The organism is Aeromonas ichthyocola (genome assembly GCF_046087985.1).
GTDB lineage: Bacteria > Pseudomonadota > Gammaproteobacteria > Enterobacterales > Aeromonadaceae > Aeromonas > Aeromonas rivipollensis.
The window spans coordinates 205,462-225,546 of the sequence record NZ_JBJSWH010000007.1 but is presented as its reverse complement, the minus strand read 5'-3'; the positions used below and the strand labels follow the sequence as shown (position 1 = coordinate 225,546).

The following is a 20,085-nucleotide window of genomic DNA, read 5'->3' as shown; positions in this document are numbered from 1 at the left end:
CCTTAGTCATTGTTGAAAAAATCTTCACCCACGTGATCTCCCGCACCACCGATGGCGCGATAGACCAGTCGACCCGCCACCCGCTCGCGGTGATCCACCAGGGTGACCGAAGGCTGGCCGTTCACGGCGTGACGCTTGCCGAGGAAGATGGCCATTGGCACCCCCAGACTGGAGATCCCGCTGGTGATCCAGAGCCGGTTGAAGTCATAGGAGCCGCCGATGAACTCGAGCTGGGCCAGGCCATTGTCCAGACCGGCCAGGTAGAAGTTCATGGCACTCTCGTCGGGGAAGAGGTGCACCAGCACATAGGCGTAGCGCAATTCGTTCACCAACTCCTTTAGACTGAAAGAACCTGTGTCGCTGCAGGAGAGCGGCAGCTCACCATCGTAGTGATGCACCTGCAGGTTGTTGGGATCCTCGTCATAGGCGGGCTGATAACGCACGAAAGCCGAGGTATCTGGCAGTTCATAGCGGACCCTGACCACGCGAAGGTCGGCAACCAGGGACTTGATATCCAGGTCGTCATTCATGATGTCACTCCTCAAATATCGGGTTTAAATGCGGCAATTGTCCAATAACCTAACATAAAATTCATTAGAGCAGAAATTATTACACCAAAAACCATATTGACCTTGTTGGGGATTAGGCGGAGAATTTTGCGCCTCTCCACTGCCCTGCGATGACCCCGACTCCATGGAAAAACATGATGAAGTGCTGATTGCTCTGCGCCAGATCATCCGTGCCATCGACATGCACTCCAAACGCCTGATCAAGGAGGCCGGGCTGACGTCGCCGCAGCTCCTGCTGCTCAAGGGGATCAACGAGCTTGGCCAGATCTCCATGCGCCAGCTCGCCGATCACACCAACATGAGCCAGGCCACCGCGACCACCATCATGGACAGGCTAGAGAGCCGCCAGCTGGTGCAGCGCATCCGCAGCGAAACCGACAAGCGCAAGGTGCATGCGACACTGACTGACGCGGGTCGCGCTCTGCTCGCCCAGGCCCCCACCCCGCTGCAGGAGAGCTTCATCCAGCGCTTCCAGGCCCTGGAGAACTGGGAACAGGGACTGCTGCTCTCCTCCCTGCAACGGATCTCGGCCATGATGAATGCCGACGGCATAGACGCGGCTCCCGTGCTGAGCGTCAGACCGCTCACCGAAGAGCGCGCCTGAACAAACGACGGCCATAAAAAAAGCTCCCGAATGGGAGCTTTTTTTATGGGAAGCGTGCGGGGAGATCACTCTTCCAGGCTAATGCCTATGTTGGAGACGCCACCCTGGGCCGCAAAGGTGCGGATGGCCAGGATGCGATCGCTGTCGCGCTCATGGGCGACCTGCTTGAGCAGCTCGACCTGGAACTCCAGTTCTGCCTCGATGTATTCGTGCTCGTAGAGCTCTTCGTCACTGAGATCCCGCTCTTCCAGCATCTCGATGAAACCGGCCACTGTACCGACCGAAGCGTGGCTGGCATCCATGGCTTCTTCCCCCACCCGGCAGATCACCGAGTTGTAGGCACAGCCCAGCGCCACGCAGGCATCCAGCGCCGGGTAGGCTCCGTAGGATTCAAACTTGCCAGGCTCGGGAATATAGACCTCGAACGCCTCCAGGATGGCCCCCAGATTGACACGGGATCCCTTCACGGTGAGGTAGTTCCACATCTGATCCAGCGCGTGGCGAAACGCCTTCGCATCCCCGAAACCGGCTGCCTGGGTAAACAGCACATAGTTGGGGTACATGCGCTCTGCCAGCGCCAGGGTGTAGACGGTCTGCTGCCAAGGCTGCAGCTCGGCCAGTCGCTTATAAAACTTGTCACCAAACACTGGAGTCGGATCCTTTGCAAAATGTGGGGCAGATTGTAGCCCACGAGGGGCGTGGCGAAAACGAAAAAGCGCCCTGGTCGACTATCTTGCCCGATCAACTGGGGTAAGATGAGGACAGACCCCTCCTCCGCCGTGCCGCAAACATGATAAGGAACAAGAGTATGAGCCAACGAACCCTGCTTCTGCTCAGCCAGGACAACAACCACTATGAACGCCTGCTCAAGGCCGCCCGCCTCCCCCATCTGCACATACTGCGGGCCGACAACCAGAGCGATGCCGAAAAGATGATCGGTGATGCCCACATCCTGATGGCAGAACCGGCACGGGCCAGACCCCTGCTGGCCAAGGCCGACAGGCTGAGCTGGCTCCAGTCCACCTACGCCGGGGTCGACGTGCTGCTGGATGCCAGCTGCCGCCGCGACTACCTGCTCACCAATGTGCGCGGCATCTTCGGGCCGCTGATGAGCGAGTACGTGTTCGGCTACCTGCTCAACCTGTCGCGCCAGTTGCCGCTCTACCGCGAACAGCAGCAACAGCGACTGTGGCAGAGCCATCCCTATCAGGGGCTCAAGGGACGCACCATGCTGATCCTGGGCACCGGCAGCATAGGCCAGCACATAGCCCACACCGCCAAGCACTTCGGCATGCGGGTGCTCGGCATCAGCCACAGTGGCAATGAGCGCGCCGGCTTCGATCAGGTGTATCAGCTGCCGACGCTGAACAAGATGCTGGCCCAGGCCGACGTCATCGTCAGCGTACTGCCGGCGACCCGCGAGACCCGCCATCTGTTCACCGCCGATCGCTTCAACCACTGCAAGCCGGGGGCCATCTTCTTCAACGTCGGCCGGGGCAATGCGGTCCATGAAGGGGATCTGCTGGCGGCATTGCGCGGCGGCAAGCTGGGCACTGCGGTGCTGGATGTGTTCGAGCAGGAGCCCCTGCCCGCTGACAGCCCGCTCTGGCATCAGCCCAATCTCATCATCACCCCCCACAACAGCGCCTACAGCTTCCCGGAAGATGTGGCCCAGATCTTCATCCGCAACTACATCCGCTTCATCGACGGTCAGCAACTCGATGGCCGCATCGACTTCGACAAGGGTTACTGAGCCCAACCACCAGCAAAAAGGCCCCACCAGATTGGCGGGGCCTTTTTTGTATCCGCAGAGAGGGGCTCAACCCGCCTCCATCTCCTTGCGATAGCTCTTCACCTTGGCAAGGAACTGGCGCTTGTCCTTGCCGGAGAGCGGCTCCGCCATCGGCAGCTTGACCTTCATGGGGTCCACCGGGCGGTTGTTGACTCGCACCTCATAGTGCAGATGGGCGCCGGTAGAGCGGCCCGTGTTGCCGGAGAGCGCTATCTTGTCCCCCATCTTCACCTTCTGGCCGGGTTTGACCAGCAACTTGCTCAGGTGCAGATAGCGAGTCATCAAGGTGCGGCCGTGCTTTATCACCACATAGGTGCCCGCGAGGGGGTGGCGGGTCGCTTTGAGCACGACACCGTCGCCGGTCGCCATCACGGGCGTTCCCACCGGCAGGGCGAAGTCAGTCCCCTCATGGGGGCGGACCTGGCCGGTAATGGGGTGGCGTCGGGCCGGGTTGAAGTTGGAGCTGACCCGATAGCGACTATGGGTCGGATACCGGCGGAAGCCGCGCTCCAGGCTGTTCGCCTGACCGTCATAATAGTTGCCATCTTCCGACAGCCAGGCCGATACCGTCTTGCCCTGGCTGAACACTTCGATGCCCAGCAGCTGGGTGTTGCCCGTGCTCTTGCCCTCCACCGTCTCCTGTCTCACCAACACCTTGAACTTGTCGCCTCTTTGCAGATCCTTGGCGAAATTCAGGCGCCACTGGAACAGGTTGGCAATCTTCTGGATGTGGTTGGCCGGGATCCCCGCGTTGCGGGCGCTGACGTAGAAGCTGCCATTGATGACGCCGTCATAACTCTTCTGCTGCCACTGCACCTCTTCATTGAGCATGTTGGCACTGTAGGTGTCGTCGGTACGCTCCAGCACCAGAGTCTGCTTGATGTTCAGGCGGATCTTCAGCTGCTGCAGTATGTTGTCCTGATCGATCAGCAACTCTATGGTCTGGCCAGGCTTGAGGCGGGCCAGATTGTTCTTGGCATCCGCATCCAGCACCTTGTAGAGGGTGGTGGTGGAGAGGCCGAGGTTGTTGAAGATGGTGGTCAGGTTCTCGCCGTTGCGTACCCGGTAATCCTGCCACTGGGGCGTGGCATCGGCCGGAATGTCATCTTCCGGCGCCGCGGCTTCCACCAGTTCGTGATCCGGGATGTCGTTAAAATCCGTATTGTCTTCGTTGGTTGCCGTGCCAGTGGTGGCAATGGGCAACTCCAGACGCAATGGCCGCTCAAGGATGTCACCTGGAGCTGGCAATACGGCTACTGCTGACAGCGTCATGGCCGTGAGCAATAGCATGGCGTAAAAATGTTTGCGGGGAACCGGGGGTTCCCAGTTGGCAGCCTGTGCTACCAAGGGACGGAGACGTTTCATCCGCTATCCTGTTATTAGATCTAAGGGTGGTAGTTGTGGGTCTGTTTTTATGATTTTTTATTATGAAAACCGAATATCTGGGTTTTAGACCTAAATACTTACAAAAAGTTCATCGCGATATGCACGAAACTCACATTTTATGCATAACCTTCCTGCATGGGCAGAAATGATCGCTTTTTTCAGCCATTTTTTTCTATTTTTAAGAACCAAGTCCGGTTGCGTTCACCCCCGGACCATCAGATGTTGCAAAAACATTTCCAGGGAGTGGGTATGTCATTGGCAAGATTGTTAAATGTAATCATCCTGATCCTGTTCACCATTGGTGCCATCGCTGCTGTTCATGCTGGAGAAGTCACGACGGTCCGCCAGTCCATCCTCGACCAGATGTCAGCCAACCTGGAAACGGCCATCACGGCCCTCGGGTCTGGTGCTGCAAGGCACCCTGCTCAACGATGACAAGGTGCTGGCCGAAACCATCGTCAACGCCATGTTCGATGGCGGCTTCGTCAGCTCGGTCACCCTGCTGGATCCCGATGGCCAGGTGCTGTTCCAGAAGGTATTCCACGGCCCAGCAAAATGTCCCCGGCTGGCTGCCCTCTGTTATCGGCATGCCACCGGTCAAGATTGAGCAGGAGTTGACCGATGGCTGGCGCATGCTGGGCACCCTCACCCTGGAAGGGCATAGCGGCTACGCCTATCAGCACCTGTGGAATGCCATCAGCCGCACCGGTACTGGCGCTGCTGGCGGGGCTGCTGGTATTTACCCTGATGATCTCCTGGGTCTGCCAACGCCTGCTGCGCCCCCTCGAACAGATCAGCCTGCAATTGGTGCGTATCCGCAAACGCCAGTTCAACAGCACCCTGCCCACTCCCTGGCTGCAGACCTCAAAGAGGTGGCACTTCCATCAACCAGCTGGTCTCCGAACGCAAACGGGATCTGCTGCAACAACGACTCAAAATCACCCAGCTGGGCAAACAGACTGCCTGCATGGCACATCAGCCGCTGCAAGGGGTGACCCATCGCCAAAGGCGGGTACCTGCAAAAATTTGTCTCCACACAGGGCAGCATCCGCCTCTATAGCCGGTTACTGCCCCAGACCCCCCCTACCACGGACAGCTCGAACGGACCATCCAGAGCGCCCTGCAACAGTGGCTGCACTCAGAAGACGGAAGGGATTTCGCTCCCCTCTCCCTGCTCAATCACCCGACTGGGCACAGTTCGCCTCTGCTCCCTGGGCGCCAGGGCAAGACCCTGGACTGGCGCTGGGATGTGGCAAGCTTTTCCCTCCCACGGCCAGGAGCGCCTGGGCGCTGCAGGAACAGGGGGTGTGAGATGGCATTCAGCAATGTGCCCATGAACAACGACACCTTCAATCAGCTCGACCCCATCAAGCCAGTCTTCATCAGTTGCCAGCTGACTCAGGCCCCCCTCTACTGGAACCTGCTTTCCCAGTGCCTGCACGCCTCCGGCTATACCCTGCTGGCAGAAGCCGGTGACATCAACGACGTGGACACCCTGCGCAGTTGGGGTATCGATGGCTATGCCAGCCAGGAGGCATCATGAAACTCCCCATCCTATTGCTTGCCCTGTTGTGGCAGCCCAGTCTGCACGCAGTATCAGTGACCATTAGCACGGGAGGAGAACAGGGCATCTATTACCAGGTCATCAAGGAGTTCTGCCGGCTGGCCCACAAGAGCGACCCCACAGTGCAATGCAAACCGCAGGCCAGTTCGGGCTCCATCGAAAATCTACGTCTGCTGCAAGCCAAAGAGATCCCCTACGCCCTCGTCCAATCTGACTGGCTCTATCAGGCCAGTCAGGGCACGGGGCCATTTGCCAGGCAACCTCAGCCCGAATTGAGAACCCTCTTTGCTACCCATGCCGAGCCTTTCACCATAGTGATGCGGGCCGATGGCGATATCACCACCCTGGAGCAACTCAAGCTGGCCCCCATCGACATGGGGCTGAAGAATTCGGGCACTCGCCAGACAGCATTGGCACTGTTCAGCGTGCTGGGGGCAAAGGAACAGGATCTCGATCTGAAGAGCGTGGCCAATCTGTCCGAAGCCTTGTGCAGCAAACAGATCGATGCCTATGGACTGGTGATTGGTCACCCCAACCGGATCGTGCTGGAGACATCCAAGCGCTGTGCCATCCGTTTCATGTCCGTCGAGGGCGCAATCCGGGAGCAATTGTTGCAAGGCGTCAAATATTATCAGCGCAGTCAGATACCGGCCCGCATCTATCCCGGCAATCTGAAAGCCACCCCCACCTTTGCCATCGCCGCCACTCTGGTGACCAATGCCATCACGCCGGATAAGGATGTCTATCACCTGACCAAGGCGATGCTGAGCCAGCAGACCAGCTTCAACGAGCAGACCTATGGCTATGCCAACCTGTTTCACAAGGCGCGCAACAAAACAGGCCCGGTGCTCAGCGTCACTCAGCATCCGGGGGCAGCGAGGTATTTCGAGGAGTTGAAAGCCGCAGGCAAGCTATAGCTGGCGACGGGGAGCACGCAGATGCTCGCTGGAGAAGCGGCTCTGCATCGACTTCCACTGGGTCAGGCGATCGGCACTCCCGGCCAGGGTTCCCTCACGACGTGACTTCATGACCCAGATGCTCTTGGCGTCGAAACTGTACACGGGTTGCAGATCGTTGCGCTGGCTGCCGGGCAGGATACGGCCGTTGATATTGTCCAGCACCAAGGGATCGGACTTGGTCGTCGGGAAGTAGAGCGTCACCATGTGAAACTGGTTGTAGCGGATCGCCTTCACATAGGCCAGCCGCAGTTTCTTCTCGTCGACGCCGAGTTCCATCAGGGTGTAGTACTTGGAAATGCTGTAATCCTCGCAGTCCCCCCCCCTGGCCCCGATAAATTCCAGCGGATTGGCCCAGTAGTCCTCATCTCCCCATAGCCTGGGATCCTCGCTGTAGGTCAGATTGTTGAAGTAGTTATTGACCAGTTCCAGCTTCTGCTGATCCGTGGTGCCCGCTCTGGGCGCGAGCAGGCGTGAAAAGGCCTCGGCGCGCTGGATAGCCCTGGCGCCATAGACTTCCTGCATTTTTGCCTTCAGCTCGGGGCTGGCAATGTGCTCGGACAGGCGGGAGGCCTGCACGCTGGCACAGAACAGTGCCAGGGTGCAGGTGGGGACAAGCAATAATTTCATAACTGACGCTCCATATCAGACGCTGGAGGTCAGTATAGTTGGCCGCGGCCGCCCCATAGGGCGAGTCTGGGATGACTCAGCGGCACTGGGCGAAGGCGTCGGCCAGCTGTTGCATGAAGCGCGGATAAGCATCAGCACCAAGCGGCACCTGCTCACCCACTTCATCGAGCAGCAACACCTTGGCGCCCGTGTTGCGGGCGACCGATTCGATCACCGCAGGCGAGAATTGCGGCTCGGCATAGATGCAGCTCGCCTGTTTCTCTTCAAGCGCCTTGCGGATCTCCACCAGGGTCTTGGCGCCGGGGCGACGCTCCGGGCTCACAGTGAAGTGGCCCTTGGAGCTCATGCCGTAGTGACGCTCCCAGTAACCATAGGCCTCGTGAAACACGAAATAGCCCTTCTGGTTCACCGCCTTCATCTGTTCGGCGATCACCTTGTCCTTGGCGTCCACCTTGGCATCGAATGCGGCGAGGTTGGCGGCATAACGGGCCTGATTGGCTGGATCCTGCTTGCCAAGCTCGGTCGCGATTGCCTTGGCAATCACCTTGGCCTGGGTCGGCCCCAGCCAGATATGGGGATCCACGCCCTCGTGGTGATGCCCCTCATGACCTTCATCGTGGTCATCGTGCTCATGGGCGGCGTGGTCATGGTCGTGGTCGTCATGATGAGCGGTATCCTGGCGGCCCTGAGTCGCGTAGTTGAACAGCGGCATCCCCGGAACCTGGGTCAGGGTCAGCTTGTGGGGATGCTCGGCCAGCGGCTTGGCCATGAAACCTTCCAGCTCGGGGCCGACCCACACCACCAGATCGGCGTCATTGATGCTGCGAATATCGGAAGGACGCAGGGAGAAGTCATGGGGAGAGGCGCCGGTTGGCAGCAAGACTTTGGGCTCGCTCACGCCATCCGTGATGGCCGCCGCGATAAAACCCAGGGGTTTGATGGTGGTCAGCACCTCGAGGGCGCGGACAGGCAGACTCACTGCCAGCAACGCAGTGATCAGAGTAAGAATTCGCATAGAGGTCTCGTCAGGGAGTGAGTGTGTGATAATATAACAAACCAACGTCGCTGTTATATTATAACTCTCACAGGCTGTAAACCCCGGAGCTGTCATGACCCAACTGGTGGAGCTGAAAGAGGTCTGTCTGTCATTTGACGGACGGTCCGTGCTCGACAAGGTCTCCTTTACCCTGAACAAAGGCAAAATCACCACGCTAGTCGGCCCCAACGGGGCGGGCAAGAGCACCCTGAGCAAGCTGGTACTGGGCCTGCTCAACCCGGACTCCGGCAAGATCATTCGTCGTCGCGATCTGCGGGTCGGCTATGTTCCCCAGCGCCTCTATCTGGATCCCACCCTGCCACTGACGGTGCGCCGCTTCCTCCAGCTCGGCAAGAACAGCCGCCTCTCCATCGAGGAAGCGCTGGAGCGGGTCGGCGCCCAGGAGCTGCTGGACAACCGGATGCAGAAACTCTCCGGCGGCGAGATGCAGCGAGTGCTGCTGGCCCGCGCCCTGCTGGTCAAGCCCGAGCTGCTGGTGCTGGACGAACCGGTCCAGGGGGTGGATATCACGGGCCAGATCGAGCTTTACGCCCTCATCAGCCAGCTGGCGGCCGAGTTCAACTGCGCCGTGCTGATGGTCTCCCACGATCTGCACCTGGTGATGGCCAGCACCCACGAGGTGATCTGCCTCAATCGCCATGTCTGCTGCCACGGCGAGCCGGAGAGCGTGGCACGCCACCCCGAATTTGCCCGCCTGTTCGGGCGCCCGGAGCGGGAGGTGCTGGCGGTCTACACCCACCATCATCACTGCGACGGCGAACACCATCATCATGAGCCGCAGGTCCCCGTCATCCGCCTGCCGTCTCGCAATCCATAAGCGCAGTTAAGGACATTCAAGTGGACAGCTTTCTGTTATATGCCCTCGCGGCCGGCCTCGGCATCGCCCTGCTGGCCGGGCCCCTCGGCAGCTTCGTGGTGTGGCGCAAGATGGCCTACTTCGGCGACACCCTCTCCCACGCCTGCCTGTTCGGCATAGCGCTGGGCATACTGCTGCAGGTGGATCTCACCCTGGCGGTGGTAGTCTGCTGCCTCGCCATGGCCATGCTGCTGGTGATCATGAGCCGCAACCAGCAGGTGGCGACCGATACCCTGCTCGGCATCCTGGCCCACAGCGCCCTCTCCCTTGGCCTGGTCACCTTGAGCTTCATGGACAACGTGCGGGTGGATCTGATGGCCTACCTGTTCGGCGACCTGCTCTCGGTACAGCCCATGGATCTGCTCTGGATCTACGGCGGCGGCGCCCTGGTGCTGCTGACCCTTTGGCGGCTGTGGGATCCCCTGCTCTCCATGACCATCTCGGAGGAGCTGGCGCGGGTGGAAGGGGTGCGGGTCGACGTGCTGCGCTGCGTGCTGATGCTGCTGATAGGCCTGGTGATAGCCGTGGCCATGAAGTTTGTCGGGGCGCTGATCATCACATCCTTGCTGATCATTCCCGCCGCCACCGCCCGCCGCTTCAGCCAGACGCCGGAGCAGATGGCCGGCTTTGCGGCCCTGATCGGCTGCCTCGCCGTGCTGGGGGGCCTGACCCTCTCCTGGTACCAGGACACACCCGCAGGCCCCTCGGTCGTGGTCTGCGCCACCAGCCTCTTTATCCTGAGCCAGTTCAAGAAAGCCTGAGCCTGGAGTGGCCTGATCCTAGTTATCAGGCCGCTCACACCCTCGGCCCCTCGTTCATCGCCAGCCCCTGTTTATCCTGAGCCGGCAGCCCACCGGCTAGAGCGGCATGCTCTGGCGCGTCTCCATCATCAGCCACTGGCGCAGCCGGCTGATGGCGGGCTCATGGGCCCGGGATCGCTTGCAGGTGAAGTAGAAGGCATCCCCCGTCTCCAGCTGGTGCACCGGCAAGGCCACCAACTGGGGATCGTCCGGTCGCAGCATGTAATCGTTCACAAACGCCACCCCCTGATCCCAGGCCGCCGCCTCCATCGCCAGCAGCACATGGCTGAAGTGGTGCATCCGCGCCTCGTCCGGAATGACCAGCCCCCCCGCCTTGGCCCAGCGCTGCCAATCCTCCCCCCGCGCCTTGTAGATGGACTGCACCGAGAGCAGCGGCAACTGCCAGATGGCGGCAGGCCACTCCCCCTCCACCTGCTGCAACAGGCGACGGCTGCAGACCGGAAAGAGCCGCTCCCGATAGATGAGATCGTGGCAATAGCCGCGCCCGTGGGGGGAGACGGTAATGAAGCAATCCGCCACCCGATCGGAGAGTTCGGGATCTTCCGCCACCATCTCGAGGCTCAGATCCAGCTCGGGGTAGAGCTGGCGCAGCCCGGCCAGCCTGGGGATCAGCCACTTCACCGCGAACGAGCTGTAGACCGCGAGCCGCAGCCGCATCTCGCCGCCACCGCGCAGCTGTTCGCTGCTCTGGGCTATCTGGCCGAGCCCGGCGGAGATCCCCTCGAAATAGCTCTCCCCCTGGGCGGTCAGTGACAGCAGGCGCCCCTGGCGCAGCAGCAGACGCTCCCCCAGAAAATCCTCCAGCAGGCGGATCTGGTGGCTGACCGCGCTCTGGCTGACATTGAGCTCCAGGGCCGCACGGGAGAAGCTGAGCAGGCGGGCAACCGCCTCGAAGTACTGGACGGCGCGCAGGGGAGGTAGCTTCATTATCCAAAATTCTCATGGATGGTGATTTTTTATCATTTTACTGGATAACGGGCGTCAGACTACCCTTCCCTCATCTAACGTGGGAGGTGGTATGAACGCAGTCGGGATTGGCATCCTCTATCTGGTGCTGGGCAACATGGTGGCGGTTTTCTCCGATGCGCTGGTCAAGGTGCTGGAGCCGAGCCAGCCGGTGTTCCAGTTCGTCTTCTTCCGCCAGCTCTCCGCCGCCCTCCTGCTGGCACCCTGGCTGCTCTGGTCCTGGCGGCGCAACCCGCCGGTGGCCATCAAGTGGCACCTGCTGCGAGCCCACATCTGGGCGATCGGCGTCTGCCTGATGGTGGTCGCCCTCACCCGCTTGCCGCTGGCCACCGCCAACGCCCTGTTTTATGCGGCGCCGCTGCTGATGGTGCCGCTCGCGGTCTGGCTGGCGGGGGAAGCGCTGTCGCGCCAGAAGGTGCTGACTGCCCTGGTGGGTTTCATCGGTGTGCTGATAGTGCTGCGCCCGACCGAGGTGAACTGGGCGGCCCTGGCGGCGCTCGGAGTGGCGCTCTCCATGGCGGTCAACAACCTGCTGATCAAGCGGATCCCCCTCAAGCAGCCCATAGCCCAGACCCTGTTCTTCACCAACGTGCTGAGCATGCCCATCATACTGGCGCTGGCCTGGTGGGAAGGGGGGGCCTGGCAGTGGCAGATGTGGTGGCCCGCCTTCGGCTCCTCGGCGCTGATCATGGTCTATGCGGGCTTGTGCGTGGTGGCCTATCGCAAGGCGGAGGCGAGCAAGATCGCCTCGGCGGAATACACGGGCCTGCTGATGGCGGTCGCCATCGGGGTCTGGTTGTTTGACGAGCAACCGGGTCTGCCGCTGCTGCTGGGGTGCCTGTGCATCATACTGCCGCTGGTCGCCATGGCGCGCGGCAAGTCAAAGCCGCTGGCAGAGCCGGCGGTCTGAATCAGAGCAGCAAGGGGGCAACCCTCTGCTGCAGATGGGGGATCACCTCCTGCTCGAACCAGGGATTCTTCTTGAGCCAGAAGGTATTGCGGGGGGAAGGGTGCGGCAGCGGCAACCAGGCCGGGCCATAGTCAGCCCAACTGCGCACCGTCTCGGTAAGCGAATCCTTACCCGCCTCACGCAGATAGTGCCGCTGAGCGTACTGGCCGATCAGCAGGGTCAGCTCTATGTTGGGCAACAGCATCAGCACCTTGTCGTGCCAGGTGGGCGCGCACTCGGGTCTGGGCGGCAGATCCCCCGACTTGCCCTTGCCGGGGTAGCAGAGCCCCATCGGCATGATGGCGATGCGGGACTCGTCGTAGAAGGTGGCCTTGTCCACCCCGAGCCAGTGCCGCAGCCGATCGCCTGAGGGATCATCCCAGGGGATGCCGCTGGCATGGACGCGGGTACCGGGCGCCTGACCGATGATCAGCAGGCGAGCACGCTCGCTGCCGCGGATCACCGGCCTTGGTCCCAGCGGCAGGTGGGCCTCGCACAGACGGCAGGCCCGGATCTGTTCAAACAGCAGGTCGAGTCGGTTCATGGCCTTGATAGTACCAGCATTTCCCTATTTCCCTCTTGTGGAACCGGCGGCAGATACTTATCATGCGGCCACATTTGTTTAATTTAATAAACGGAAAGCGATGAAGAACTGGCTGGGCCCCGGCAGTGCGGCCCTCTCCTTCGTGCTCTGGGGCATGCTGCCCCTCTATTACCAGTTCATGCCCGAGATCAACATGTGGGAGCTGCTCTCCCACCGGGTACTCTGGTCTGTCATCCTGCTGGGCGGCCTCTTCCTGCTGCTCGGGGTGCGGGTCCCCTGGGCACGCCTGCGCAGCGAGCCCCGCCAGCTTGGCCTCATCCTGCTGGCGGGCCCCGTCATGTCCATCAGCTGGTGCATGTTCACCTGGTGCCTGACCACGGGCCAGGTGCTGGCCACCAGCCTCGCCTTCTTCATGACGCCGCTGTTCAATATCGCCTTCGCCGTGCTCTTCCTCAAGGAGCGGCTCACCCCCCAGAAGCATCTGGCGGTCGCCCTGGCCCTGGCGGGACTGGCCTACATGCTGTTCTCCTACGGCGAGCTGCCCTGGTTCTCCCTGATCATGGGGGCCAACTTCGCCTTCTACGGCCTCATCAAGAAGAAGGTGCGCCACGACACCGGCACCAGCCTCTATCTGGAAGCCATGGTGCAGTGGCCCGTCGCGCTGATCATCATCGGCACGCTGGCGGGCACGGGGAAGGGGCATTCGTGAACGGGGATTGGCCGACAAGATGCTGCTGATGGGCAGCGCCCCCGCCACCCTGCTGCCGGTGGGGCTCTTCTGCTACGCGGTGGCGAGAACCCGGATGAGCACGGTGGGCTGCTGCAATATATCGAGCCCAGCCTCGCCTTCCTGCTCGCCATCTACTGGTTTGGTGAGGCGCCGGATCAGGCAGTCGGTTTCGCCTTCGTCTGGGCAGGTCTGCTGGTGAGCCTGTTGCCACTGCATCGGCTCAAGCGCCGCCCTCAGGGCGTACCGCGATAGGACTCCAGCACCTTGTGCCAACGGGGATCCCTCTGTCCATCTGCTCGGCGATGTCGTTGAGGGTGGCATGCAGCTGGGACGGGATTGGGCAGCAGGATATGGCGGGTATAGCTGGATTGGGGGAAGGGCGAGATAAACAGCTTGCCCTGATAGTGCTGTGCGTCGATGAAAAAGCCCAGCGATGAACCACTTACCAGCGTCACATCGATGCGGCGCACCAGCAGCTCAAGATTGGTCTTCGCCTTCTTGGCATCCTGACGTACCAGCCCCCCGCGGCCAGCTGCATCATCGCCCCTGATAGCGGTAGCCCTCCACCCCGCCAAACACCAGCCCCTCGAGGGAGTCAGGCCCGCGATAGGTGACCGGGTGCTGTTCGAGACCAGCTCGTTGGTGTCGCGCATCACCGGAAAGGTCCAGAGATAGCGTTCGCAAAACATGAGCATGTCGGACCGCCATCTCCAGCGCCAGTCGGGCGCGATTGACCAGCCAAAGCTCGATTCTGGGTTCACCCCCAGCTGGTTTACCAGCTCTAGCCCTTCATCCACTGGTGCGCACCGGATCGCGGGCTGCTCTATCGCACCTCCTTTGGGATCGGCATGGATCCGCCCCTTCCCGCGTCTGTCTATATGGTGCGCACCGCGTCTGCGCCAGCACCCCACTGCGCCGCGTGCGCCAGCACCAGCGGCAAGGGCGCTCGCGCCCTGCGCGGCAAGGGGCCGCTGACGCTGGCGTGGCAACAGGAAGTTGGCGAGAAGGGGGCGGCCCTGCGCATCGAATACCGCCTCAAGCAGCAGCCAAAATCCTTCAAGGAGCAGCTGATAAAAAGCCCCACTCTGGCAGCGCTGGAGCCCCCAGTGGTTACCCGCAGCCACCCAGCCTTGAGGACGACAGGCAAAAAAAGGCCACTCGATGAGCCGCCATAAAAATCAGGCCACCACAAAACGTCTTGCACAACCTCAGGCGGGTTAGAGGTAGGTATTGGAACGCTTGCTGCGGTTGCTGATCAACCAGCACACCGCCAGCACCAGCAGCAACCAGGGCGCCAGCTTGATGATGAGAGCAAGCATGCCGGCCAGGGCGCCAAACAGCACGAACAGGCCGCTCACCAGCAGCATGGCCAGCACGGTAAAACCGGTCAGCGCCATGACCAGCAGCACCACCAGCAATATGAAAAATTCCAGCATAACTTGCTCCTTATCAGTACCTTGTCTGCCGGCTGGTCAACCCTTCGGTCAATCCAGCCAGCGCTTCAATTCATAACGGGGCGGCATCACCAGCACCGCCAGCAGATAGGCGGCCAGTGCCAGCGGCGGCATCAGGATCAGGGCCAGCAAGGCCAGCACCCGCACCGTCACCCTCGAGATCCCAAGCCCGTTGGCCAGACCGGCACAGACCCCGGTCAGCTTGCGATGGGCCAGATCTTTGGGCCAGGGGCTCATGGTTATGCCTCCGCCTTCCGGCTTTTCAGGCGAGCCAGCTCGCGCTCAATCTCATCGTTCAACTCCAGCTCGCGGAACTGGGCCTCCAGCGAGGGATTCTGCCCCAGGGTAGCCGCCTCCAGCTGGGCTTCCAGCTGATCGACCCGGCCCTGAAAGCCGTCGAAGCGGGCCATCAGCTCATGCATGCGCTGGTTGTCCACCTGGGCGCGGGCACGGATCCGGCTGTGGGCAGTCTGTTCGCGCAGGGTCAGCATCTTCTGCTTCTCGCGGGCCTCGGTCAGCTTGGTCGCCAGCCGCTCGCTGTCGGCGGTGAGCTGGGCCAGCACCTCGGCTACCCGGGCCTTGTCCTGCTCCAGTTGCTCGCACTTCTTGACCTCGGCCAGCTTCTCCGTGAGGGCGGCACGGGCCAGATCCTCACGTCCCTTCTGGATGGCGAGCTCGGCCTTGGCAGACCACTCCTGGATCTGGTGGCGCAGCGCCTGCTGATGGCGCTCCAGCTGTTTCTGTTCGGCGATGACGCGGGCAGCCTGGGTTCTCATCTCGATCTGCACCTGCTCCATCTCTTCGATCATCAGACGCAGCATCTTTTCCGGCTCTTCACTCTTGTCGAGCAGGCTGTGCAGGTTGGCATTGATCACGTCAGTCAGGCGGCTGAATACGCTCATGGTCTGGCTCCTTGTTCATGGGGATGGCTATCTCTTCCCATGGCATTACAAGAGCCGTGCCAAGATAATTTATTGTTGTTTTACAGATAGATGGAGATTCGACGTTGTCATCTCAAGGCCATGAGTTGGTAAGAATGGCCAACATGGTGGTGATTTTAACCAATAAAAAAGGGAACCGGCGGCTCCCTTCATGCAGTTGAACTCAAACCTCAGGCGGCCGGGCGATGGCCCAGCTTGCCATCCAGCTCCGCCAGCTTGGCTTCCATCTTGGCCCGGCAGGTATCCGACAGATCGCGGATGCCGGCGGCGCCGTGCTCCTTGCTGCACAGGGGGGGCAGCATCTCCAGCAGCACCTCGCCGTTGTCCCAGCGGTTCAGGTCAACCTGACCGAAGTAGCTGGAGCAGACGATGGGCACCACGGGCACTTCGGCCTGGACGGCGGTGTGGAAGGCGCCGGCCTTGAACGGCAGCAGACCGCGGCCCTGCGAGCGGGTCCCTTCCGGGAACATCCAGATGGAGGTGCCGTGGTGCTTGATGCGATCCACCACCTGGCCTATGGTGCCGATGGCGCGGGAGCGGTTGGATCTGTCGATCAGCACGTTGCCGGAGAGCCAGAAGATGAGGCCGAAGAAGGGCAGCCACAGCAGGCTCTTCTTGCCCACCGCCACCACGCCGGGGCGCACGGCACCGGTCACGGTGAAGATGTCGAAGTTGCTCTGGTGATTGCAGACATAGACGGCAGGCCCCGCCGACTTGACCTCGTCCGGAATGGTGACCCGGACCTTGAGCCCGATGAGCGGGCAGACGGCATGGTACATGCGGGCGAAAACATAGACGTTGTTGGGGTGGCGCGGACGCACCAGACAGAGCAACAGACCAAACACGAACCAGAAGATGAGCAGCAGGGTAAGCAGCAGCACACGGGCAAGTTTGAGCATCGAACACCTCGGAATTTGACTCGGCGCAGTATACTGGTCCCCCTTTTAGCGAACAAGCGTTCGCCAGACAGAACCGACCACCCCAGATGGAGCATGTGGTCGGCTCATCAATACGCTGTTTGACTTGCCCCACCCGCCATTGGTCGTTAGATAAGATGGCCCCATCTTGATGGACGGGGCGAACATGATATGCAACAACGGGTAGCGAAACATCTCCTGCTGCTGGTCTGCCTGCTGGTGCTCAACTGTGCGGCCCAGCCGCTGGCTCAAACTTGCCCAGCTCGACCAGGCCCTCAGCTGTCAGGCACTGCCCGTTCCTCGCATCCACCAACGAAACGAGGCCAAGCCGCCAGCCCGCAGCCCAGCAGTTGCCAGCTCAACGGCAAGTGGCTCAGTGCCGCCAATCTGCTCTGCGCCGAGCAGATCTTCTTTGCCATCGCCTTCGTGATTGCCCTGCTGGCGCCCCTGTCGCGCCGCTCCCCTGCGCTTCCTCCTCCCATCAACATCTCGCCTCCCGAACGGCGACTGCACCTCACCCTCTGCGTCTGGCGGGAATGAGTCTGCGGCGGTTTTCTCCACCCTGACTTTCATTTTCAAGAGACAAACACATGTCAAACATCATCAAGACCGCCCTGTTGCTGAGCGGTCTGCTGTGGCAATCCATGGGATTGGCCAGCGACACCGGCTGGCTCACCAGCCCCCAGAACGATCATGCCCGGGTACGGCTGCAAGCCGACAGCAACCCGGCCCAGAGCCGCCTCCTGCTCGATGTGCAGCTTGAATCCGGCTGGAAAACCTATTGGCACAGCCCGGGAGAGGGGGGCATAGCCCCCCAGATCCTCTGGGATCAGCCGAAGCACGGAACCGGCGGCGCAGTGGCGTTGGCCGGTGCCACGTCGGCTTCGAGGTCAGCGGGCTCAGCACCCAGGGTTACCAGGGGGACGTGACCTTCCCCCTCAGCCTCAACTATCCCGCCGGGCAACCGCTTGAAGGGAACTCTGCGCCTCTCCACCTGCAGCAATGTCTGCATCCTGACCGACTTCCCCTTCACCCTGGCGGTGGACGGGCAGCCCCTGCCGGGGTTCGACCTTGCCTATGCCCAAGGCGATCAGCACCCAGCCACAGGCCATGCCGAGCGACCCGGGTCAAGCTCGGTTATCAGCACAACCAGCTGCAACTGCGCGCCGAGCGGGCAGAGGGCTGGCAGCAGCCGGCCATCTTCCTCGACGGTCAGGAGAGGCCGAGTTTGGCAAACCGCGCTTGAGGTCGAAGGCCAGCGTCTGGTGGCCCGGGTGCCGGTGAGCGATGGCTGGCAAGGGGATGCGCCGCATCTGCGCGGCCAATCCCTCAGGCCTGCTGCTCACCAGTGGCGAGCAGGCCTGGCAGACCAAAGGCTCGATTGGCGAAGCGCTCGTATTGCCAGCGGCCGGGCCAGCCCCTCTTCTGGTTGCTGGGAGCGCCTGCTCGGCGGCCTGATCCTCAACCTGATGCCCTGCGTGCTGCCGGTGCTGGCGCTCAAGCTGGGAACTGTGTTGCAACATCAGGATCGTGAACAGGGAACGGTGCGCAAGCAGTTCCTCGCCGCCAGCGCCGGGATCATCACCTCCTTCTGGGTGCTGGCGCCATGAGCAGCCTGCTGCGCGCCACGCAAGGGGCCGTCGGCTGGGGCATCCAGTTCCAGAGCGCCGGTTTTATCGGCTTGATGGTGCTGGTCACCCTGCTGTTTTGCGCCAACCTGTTGGGGCTGTTCGAGTCCGCCTGCCCAGCGCCCTCAGCACCCGCCTCGCCACCAGCGGCGGCAACGGCCTCGGCGGTCACTTCCTGCAGGGGAGCTTCGCCACTCTGCTGGCGACCCCTGCTCGGCCCCCTTCCTCGGCACTGCGGTGGCCTTTGCACTGGCGGCGCCCCTCGGCCAGCTCTGGCTCATCTTCACCGCCCTGGGATTGGCATGAGCCTGCCCTGGCTGCTGGTGGCCCAGGCCCTGGCTGCACGGCCGGGCCCTCTGGATGGGACGACTGCGCATGCTGCTCGGCCTGATGATGCTGGGCTCCAGCCTCTGGCTCACCAGCCTGCTCGACCTCGGCAGCCTGACCACCGGCTGGCTGATGGTTGCCATGCTGCTGGCACTGCTGGCTGGCATCATCTGGCGTTACGGCATGCGCGGCTTCACCCTGGCGATCGCGCTCGCTGCCCTGATTGGCAGCCCCTGCTGCTGAGGCGGCGCCTTCACCCTGGCGGCAAGGCCCCAGCGGACAGGGTGGTCTGGCAGCCGCTCTCGAGCGCGCCATCACACATGCGCTGGCCCAGAACAAGCGGGTCTTCATCGATGTCACCGCCGACTGGTGCGTCACCTGCAAGGCCAACAAATACAACGTGTTGCTGCGCGATGAGGTGCAACAGACCCTCTCGCCCCCGATGTGGTGGCCCTGCGCGGGTGACTGGAGCCGCCCAACGACAGCATCGCCGCCTTCCTGCGCCAGCGGGGCGCGTGGCCGTTCCCTTCAACCAGATTTACGGCCCGGCCTTGCCGCAAGGGGGTCACGCTCCCCCTGCTCGACAAGGACGATCTGCTGACCACATTGCACAAGGCTGGCCTGCTTCAAGCTGGCACTGCCCCCTCTCAAGGAGAAACCAAATGAAACCGACCCTGCTCGCCCTGACCCTGCTGGGCACACTCTTGACCCCGGCCCTGCACGCCGCCCCCTTCACCCCGGAGCAGGAGGCCCGCATCAAGGAGCTCATCCGCGAGACCCTGGTCCAGAATCCGAAGATCCTGGATGAGGCGGCCGAATCCTGGGAGAAACAGAACGCCGCCGATCAGGCGGCCCAGCTCGGCGACTTCATCAAGGGCAACAAAGACGTGCTGTTCAACAGCGCCACCAGCCCGCGCCTGGGGGCCAAGAACCCCAAGCTGACCCTGGTGCTCTTCACCGACTACAACTGCCCCTACTGCAAGCAGTTCGACCCAGCGGTGACCAAGCTGCTCAAGGCCTATCCGAACGATCTGGGGTTGGTGATCAAGCTGCTGCCGTTCAAGGGACAGACCTCCGCCAAGGCGGCCCAGTACAGCCTGACCCTGTGGCAGCAGGATCCGGCCCGCTTCCTCGCCCTGCACGACAAGCTGATGAGCAAGCAGGGCATGCTGACCGAGGCGGACATCAACAAGGCGCTGGCGGCCACCGGTAATGTGGCGCTCAAGCCTGAGGGCAAGGCCACCGAGGAGCTGCGCAATAGCCTGCGCATCGGTACCCTGCTTGGGGTGCAGGGCACACCGGCGACGCTTATCGGCAACCAGCTGGTGCCGGGCGCGCTTCCCTATGAACAGCTCGAACAGCTCGTGAAAACTGAACTGGCGAAACTGGGGTAA

General features: G+C 61.8%; 19 protein-coding genes and 5 pseudogenes. 12 read left to right on the top strand and 12 right to left on the bottom strand.

From position 1 onward, the window contains the following. Window positions 1-2: 2 nt before the first annotated feature. Entirely contained in the window at window positions 3-530 is a 528-nt protein-coding gene (locus ACF2JD_RS20085; RefSeq protein WP_111913441.1) for a hypothetical protein, read from the bottom strand. A gap of 163 nt (window positions 531-693) precedes the next feature. On the opposite strand from ACF2JD_RS20085, the gene ACF2JD_RS20080 reads away from it, so the two are divergent. Further along, the gene (locus ACF2JD_RS20080) at window positions 694-1,173 is read left to right on the top strand and encodes a MarR family winged helix-turn-helix transcriptional regulator (protein WP_025325615.1); all 480 of its coding nucleotides are present in this window, start codon (window positions 694-696) and stop codon (window positions 1,171-1,173) included. A gap of 65 nt (window positions 1,174-1,238) precedes the next feature. Here ACF2JD_RS20080 and ACF2JD_RS20075 read toward each other — a convergent pair whose 3' ends face one another. After that, window positions 1,239-1,820: a YjaG family protein gene (locus tag ACF2JD_RS20075; protein WP_106885051.1), complete on the bottom strand. Its 582-nt coding sequence runs from the start codon at window positions 1,818-1,820 to the stop codon at window positions 1,239-1,241. A 161-nt stretch (window positions 1,821-1,981) separates the two neighbouring features. Here ACF2JD_RS20075 and ACF2JD_RS20070 point away from each other — a divergent pair, with 161 nt between their 5' ends. Then, window positions 1,982-2,926 (top strand): D-2-hydroxyacid dehydrogenase, encoded by a 945-nt coding sequence (locus ACF2JD_RS20070; RefSeq protein WP_440988060.1) that lies wholly within the window; start codon window positions 1,982-1,984, stop codon window positions 2,924-2,926. Between the two features lie 66 nt (window positions 2,927-2,992). Here the strand turns inward: ACF2JD_RS20070 and mepM are convergent, their stop codons facing one another. Beyond that, a complete protein-coding gene (gene mepM, locus ACF2JD_RS20065; protein WP_440988059.1) occupies window positions 2,993-4,330 on the bottom strand; it encodes a murein DD-endopeptidase MepM in 1,338 nt (445 codons plus the stop codon). 270 nt (window positions 4,331-4,600) lie between these two features. Between mepM and ACF2JD_RS20060 the strand changes: the two are divergent. After that, window positions 4,601-5,894, top strand: a pseudogene (locus tag ACF2JD_RS20060) (LapD/MoxY N-terminal periplasmic domain-containing protein). Further along, window positions 5,891-6,832, top strand: a complete 942-nt coding sequence (locus ACF2JD_RS20055) for a TAXI family TRAP transporter solute-binding subunit (protein ID WP_440988058.1) — start codon at window positions 5,891-5,893, stop codon at window positions 6,830-6,832. Before ACF2JD_RS20060 ends, ACF2JD_RS20055 begins: the two are co-directional and overlap by 4 nt. Here ACF2JD_RS20055 and ACF2JD_RS20050 read toward each other — a convergent pair. Both ACF2JD_RS20050 and znuA read right to left on the bottom strand, forming a co-directional pair. Further along, on the bottom strand, window positions 6,827-7,501 hold the full coding sequence (locus ACF2JD_RS20050; RefSeq protein ID WP_440988057.1) for a transglutaminase-like cysteine peptidase: 675 nt from the start codon (window positions 7,499-7,501) through the stop codon (window positions 6,827-6,829). The genes ACF2JD_RS20055 and ACF2JD_RS20050 overlap by 6 nt on opposite strands. Window positions 7,502-7,577: 76 nt before the next feature. Next, on the bottom strand, window positions 7,578-8,516 hold the full coding sequence (gene znuA / locus ACF2JD_RS20045) for a zinc ABC transporter substrate-binding protein ZnuA (RefSeq protein WP_440988056.1): 939 nt from the start codon (window positions 8,514-8,516) through the stop codon (window positions 7,578-7,580). A 94-nt stretch (window positions 8,517-8,610) separates the two neighbouring features. Between znuA and znuC the strand changes: the two genes are divergently transcribed. Together znuC and znuB are read left to right on the top strand one after the other, a co-directional pair. Beyond that, a complete protein-coding gene (gene znuC, locus ACF2JD_RS20040; RefSeq protein ID WP_025325607.1) occupies window positions 8,611-9,375 on the top strand; it encodes a zinc ABC transporter ATP-binding protein ZnuC in 765 nt (254 codons plus the stop codon). Between the two features lie 20 nt (window positions 9,376-9,395). Continuing rightward, window positions 9,396-10,175, top strand: a complete 780-nt coding sequence (gene znuB / locus ACF2JD_RS20035; RefSeq protein WP_025325606.1) for a zinc ABC transporter permease subunit ZnuB — start codon at window positions 9,396-9,398, stop codon at window positions 10,173-10,175. Between the two features lie 96 nt (window positions 10,176-10,271). Here the strand turns inward: znuB and ACF2JD_RS20030 are convergent, their stop codons facing one another. Then, complete coding sequence (locus ACF2JD_RS20030; protein WP_025325605.1) at window positions 10,272-11,162, bottom strand: LysR substrate-binding domain-containing protein; 891 nt, start codon at window positions 11,160-11,162, stop codon at window positions 10,272-10,274. Window positions 11,163-11,253: 91 nt separating this feature from the next. Here ACF2JD_RS20030 and ACF2JD_RS20025 point away from each other — a divergent pair, with 91 nt between their 5' ends. Further along, entirely contained in the window at window positions 11,254-12,111 is an 858-nt protein-coding gene (locus ACF2JD_RS20025) for a DMT family transporter (protein WP_005331061.1), read from the top strand. Window position 12,112: 1 nt separating this feature from the next. On the opposite strand, the gene ACF2JD_RS20020 is transcribed toward ACF2JD_RS20025, so the two are convergent. Further along, window positions 12,113-12,694: a uracil-DNA glycosylase family protein gene (locus ACF2JD_RS20020; RefSeq protein ID WP_408848231.1), complete on the bottom strand. Its 582-nt coding sequence runs from the start codon at window positions 12,692-12,694 to the stop codon at window positions 12,113-12,115. 100 nt (window positions 12,695-12,794) lie between these two features. Between ACF2JD_RS20020 and rarD the strand changes: the two are divergent. Beyond that, window positions 12,795-13,676: pseudogene (gene rarD / locus ACF2JD_RS20015) on the top strand (EamA family transporter RarD). Here the strand turns inward: rarD and ACF2JD_RS20010 are convergent. Beyond that, window positions 13,658-14,189 (bottom strand): annotated as a pseudogene (locus ACF2JD_RS20010) (ABC transporter substrate-binding protein); the annotation flags it as partial. The pseudogenes rarD and ACF2JD_RS20010 sit on opposite strands and share 19 nt — an antisense overlap. A gap of 83 nt (window positions 14,190-14,272) precedes the next feature. Between ACF2JD_RS20010 and ACF2JD_RS20005 the strand changes: the two are divergent. Further along, window positions 14,273-14,558, top strand: a pseudogene (locus ACF2JD_RS20005) (GIY-YIG nuclease family protein). Between the two features lie 83 nt (window positions 14,559-14,641). On the opposite strand, the gene pspG reads toward ACF2JD_RS20005, so the two are convergent. The 4 genes from pspG to ACF2JD_RS19985 form a co-directional block, all read right to left on the bottom strand. Next, on the bottom strand, window positions 14,642-14,860 hold the full coding sequence (pspG, locus tag ACF2JD_RS20000; RefSeq protein ID WP_440988055.1) for an envelope stress response protein PspG: 219 nt from the start codon (window positions 14,858-14,860) through the stop codon (window positions 14,642-14,644). 48 nt (window positions 14,861-14,908) lie between these two features. Next, window positions 14,909-15,115 carry a PspC domain-containing protein gene (locus ACF2JD_RS19995; protein ID WP_440988054.1) on the bottom strand — a complete coding sequence of 69 codons (207 nt, stop codon included), beginning with the start codon at window positions 15,113-15,115 and terminating at the stop codon, window positions 14,909-14,911. A 2-nt stretch (window positions 15,116-15,117) separates the two neighbouring features. Continuing rightward, window positions 15,118-15,780, bottom strand: a complete 663-nt coding sequence (pspA, locus tag ACF2JD_RS19990) for a phage shock protein PspA (RefSeq protein WP_163147997.1) — start codon at window positions 15,778-15,780, stop codon at window positions 15,118-15,120. 209 nt (window positions 15,781-15,989) lie between these two features. After that, window positions 15,990-16,718, bottom strand: a complete 729-nt coding sequence (locus tag ACF2JD_RS19985; RefSeq protein WP_106885064.1) for a 1-acylglycerol-3-phosphate O-acyltransferase — start codon at window positions 16,716-16,718, stop codon at window positions 15,990-15,992. Window positions 16,719-16,907: 189 nt separating this feature from the next. On the opposite strand from ACF2JD_RS19985, the gene ACF2JD_RS19980 reads away from it, so the two are divergent. The 3 genes and pseudogenes from ACF2JD_RS19980 to ACF2JD_RS19970 all read left to right on the top strand — a co-directional run bounded on the left by ACF2JD_RS19980 (window position 16,908) and on the right by ACF2JD_RS19970 (window position 20,085). Further along, a complete protein-coding gene (locus ACF2JD_RS19980; protein ID WP_440988053.1) occupies window positions 16,908-17,276 on the top strand; it encodes a hypothetical protein in 369 nt (122 codons plus the stop codon). A 50-nt stretch (window positions 17,277-17,326) separates the two neighbouring features. Beyond that, window positions 17,327-19,357 (top strand): annotated as a pseudogene (locus tag ACF2JD_RS19975) (protein-disulfide reductase DsbD family protein). Further along, entirely contained in the window at window positions 19,354-20,085 is a 732-nt protein-coding gene (locus tag ACF2JD_RS19970; protein ID WP_163135702.1) for a DsbA family protein, read from the top strand. The pseudogene ACF2JD_RS19975 and the gene ACF2JD_RS19970 overlap by 4 nt, the downstream one beginning before the upstream one ends.

Coding starts and splice junctions, on each gene's coding strand:
- ACF2JD_RS20085 (WP_111913441.1), bottom strand. CDS start 530: ATGAATGACGACCTGGATATCAAGTCCCTGGTTGCCGACCTTCGCGTG.
- ACF2JD_RS20080 (WP_025325615.1), top strand. CDS start 694: ATGGAAAAACATGATGAAGTGCTGATTGCTCTGCGCCAGATCATCCGT.
- ACF2JD_RS20070 (WP_440988060.1), top strand. CDS start 1,982: ATGAGCCAACGAACCCTGCTTCTGCTCAGCCAGGACAACAACCACTAT.
- mepM (WP_440988059.1), bottom strand. CDS start 4,330: ATGAAACGTCTCCGTCCCTTGGTAGCACAGGCTGCCAACTGGGAACCC.
- ACF2JD_RS20055 (WP_440988058.1), top strand. CDS start 5,891: ATGAAACTCCCCATCCTATTGCTTGCCCTGTTGTGGCAGCCCAGTCTG.
- ACF2JD_RS20050 (WP_440988057.1), bottom strand. CDS start 7,501: ATGAAATTATTGCTTGTCCCCACCTGCACCCTGGCACTGTTCTGTGCC.
- znuA (WP_440988056.1), bottom strand. CDS start 8,516: ATGCGAATTCTTACTCTGATCACTGCGTTGCTGGCAGTGAGTCTGCCT.
- znuC (WP_025325607.1), top strand. CDS start 8,611: ATGACCCAACTGGTGGAGCTGAAAGAGGTCTGTCTGTCATTTGACGGA.
- ACF2JD_RS20030 (WP_025325605.1), bottom strand. CDS start 11,162: ATGAAGCTACCTCCCCTGCGCGCCGTCCAGTACTTCGAGGCGGTTGCC.
- ACF2JD_RS20025 (WP_005331061.1), top strand. CDS start 11,254: ATGAACGCAGTCGGGATTGGCATCCTCTATCTGGTGCTGGGCAACATG.
- ACF2JD_RS20020 (WP_408848231.1), bottom strand. CDS start 12,694: ATGAACCGACTCGACCTGCTGTTTGAACAGATCCGGGCCTGCCGTCTG.
- pspG (WP_440988055.1), bottom strand. CDS start 14,860: ATGCTGGAATTTTTCATATTGCTGGTGGTGCTGCTGGTCATGGCGCTG.
- ACF2JD_RS19995 (WP_440988054.1), bottom strand. CDS start 15,115: ATGAGCCCCTGGCCCAAAGATCTGGCCCATCGCAAGCTGACCGGGGTC.
- pspA (WP_163147997.1), bottom strand. CDS start 15,780: ATGAGCGTATTCAGCCGCCTGACTGACGTGATCAATGCCAACCTGCAC.
- ACF2JD_RS19985 (WP_106885064.1), bottom strand. CDS start 16,718: ATGCTCAAACTTGCCCGTGTGCTGCTGCTTACCCTGCTGCTCATCTTC.
- ACF2JD_RS19980 (WP_440988053.1), top strand. CDS start 16,908: ATGCAACAACGGGTAGCGAAACATCTCCTGCTGCTGGTCTGCCTGCTG.
- ACF2JD_RS19970 (WP_163135702.1), top strand. CDS start 19,354: ATGAAACCGACCCTGCTCGCCCTGACCCTGCTGGGCACACTCTTGACC.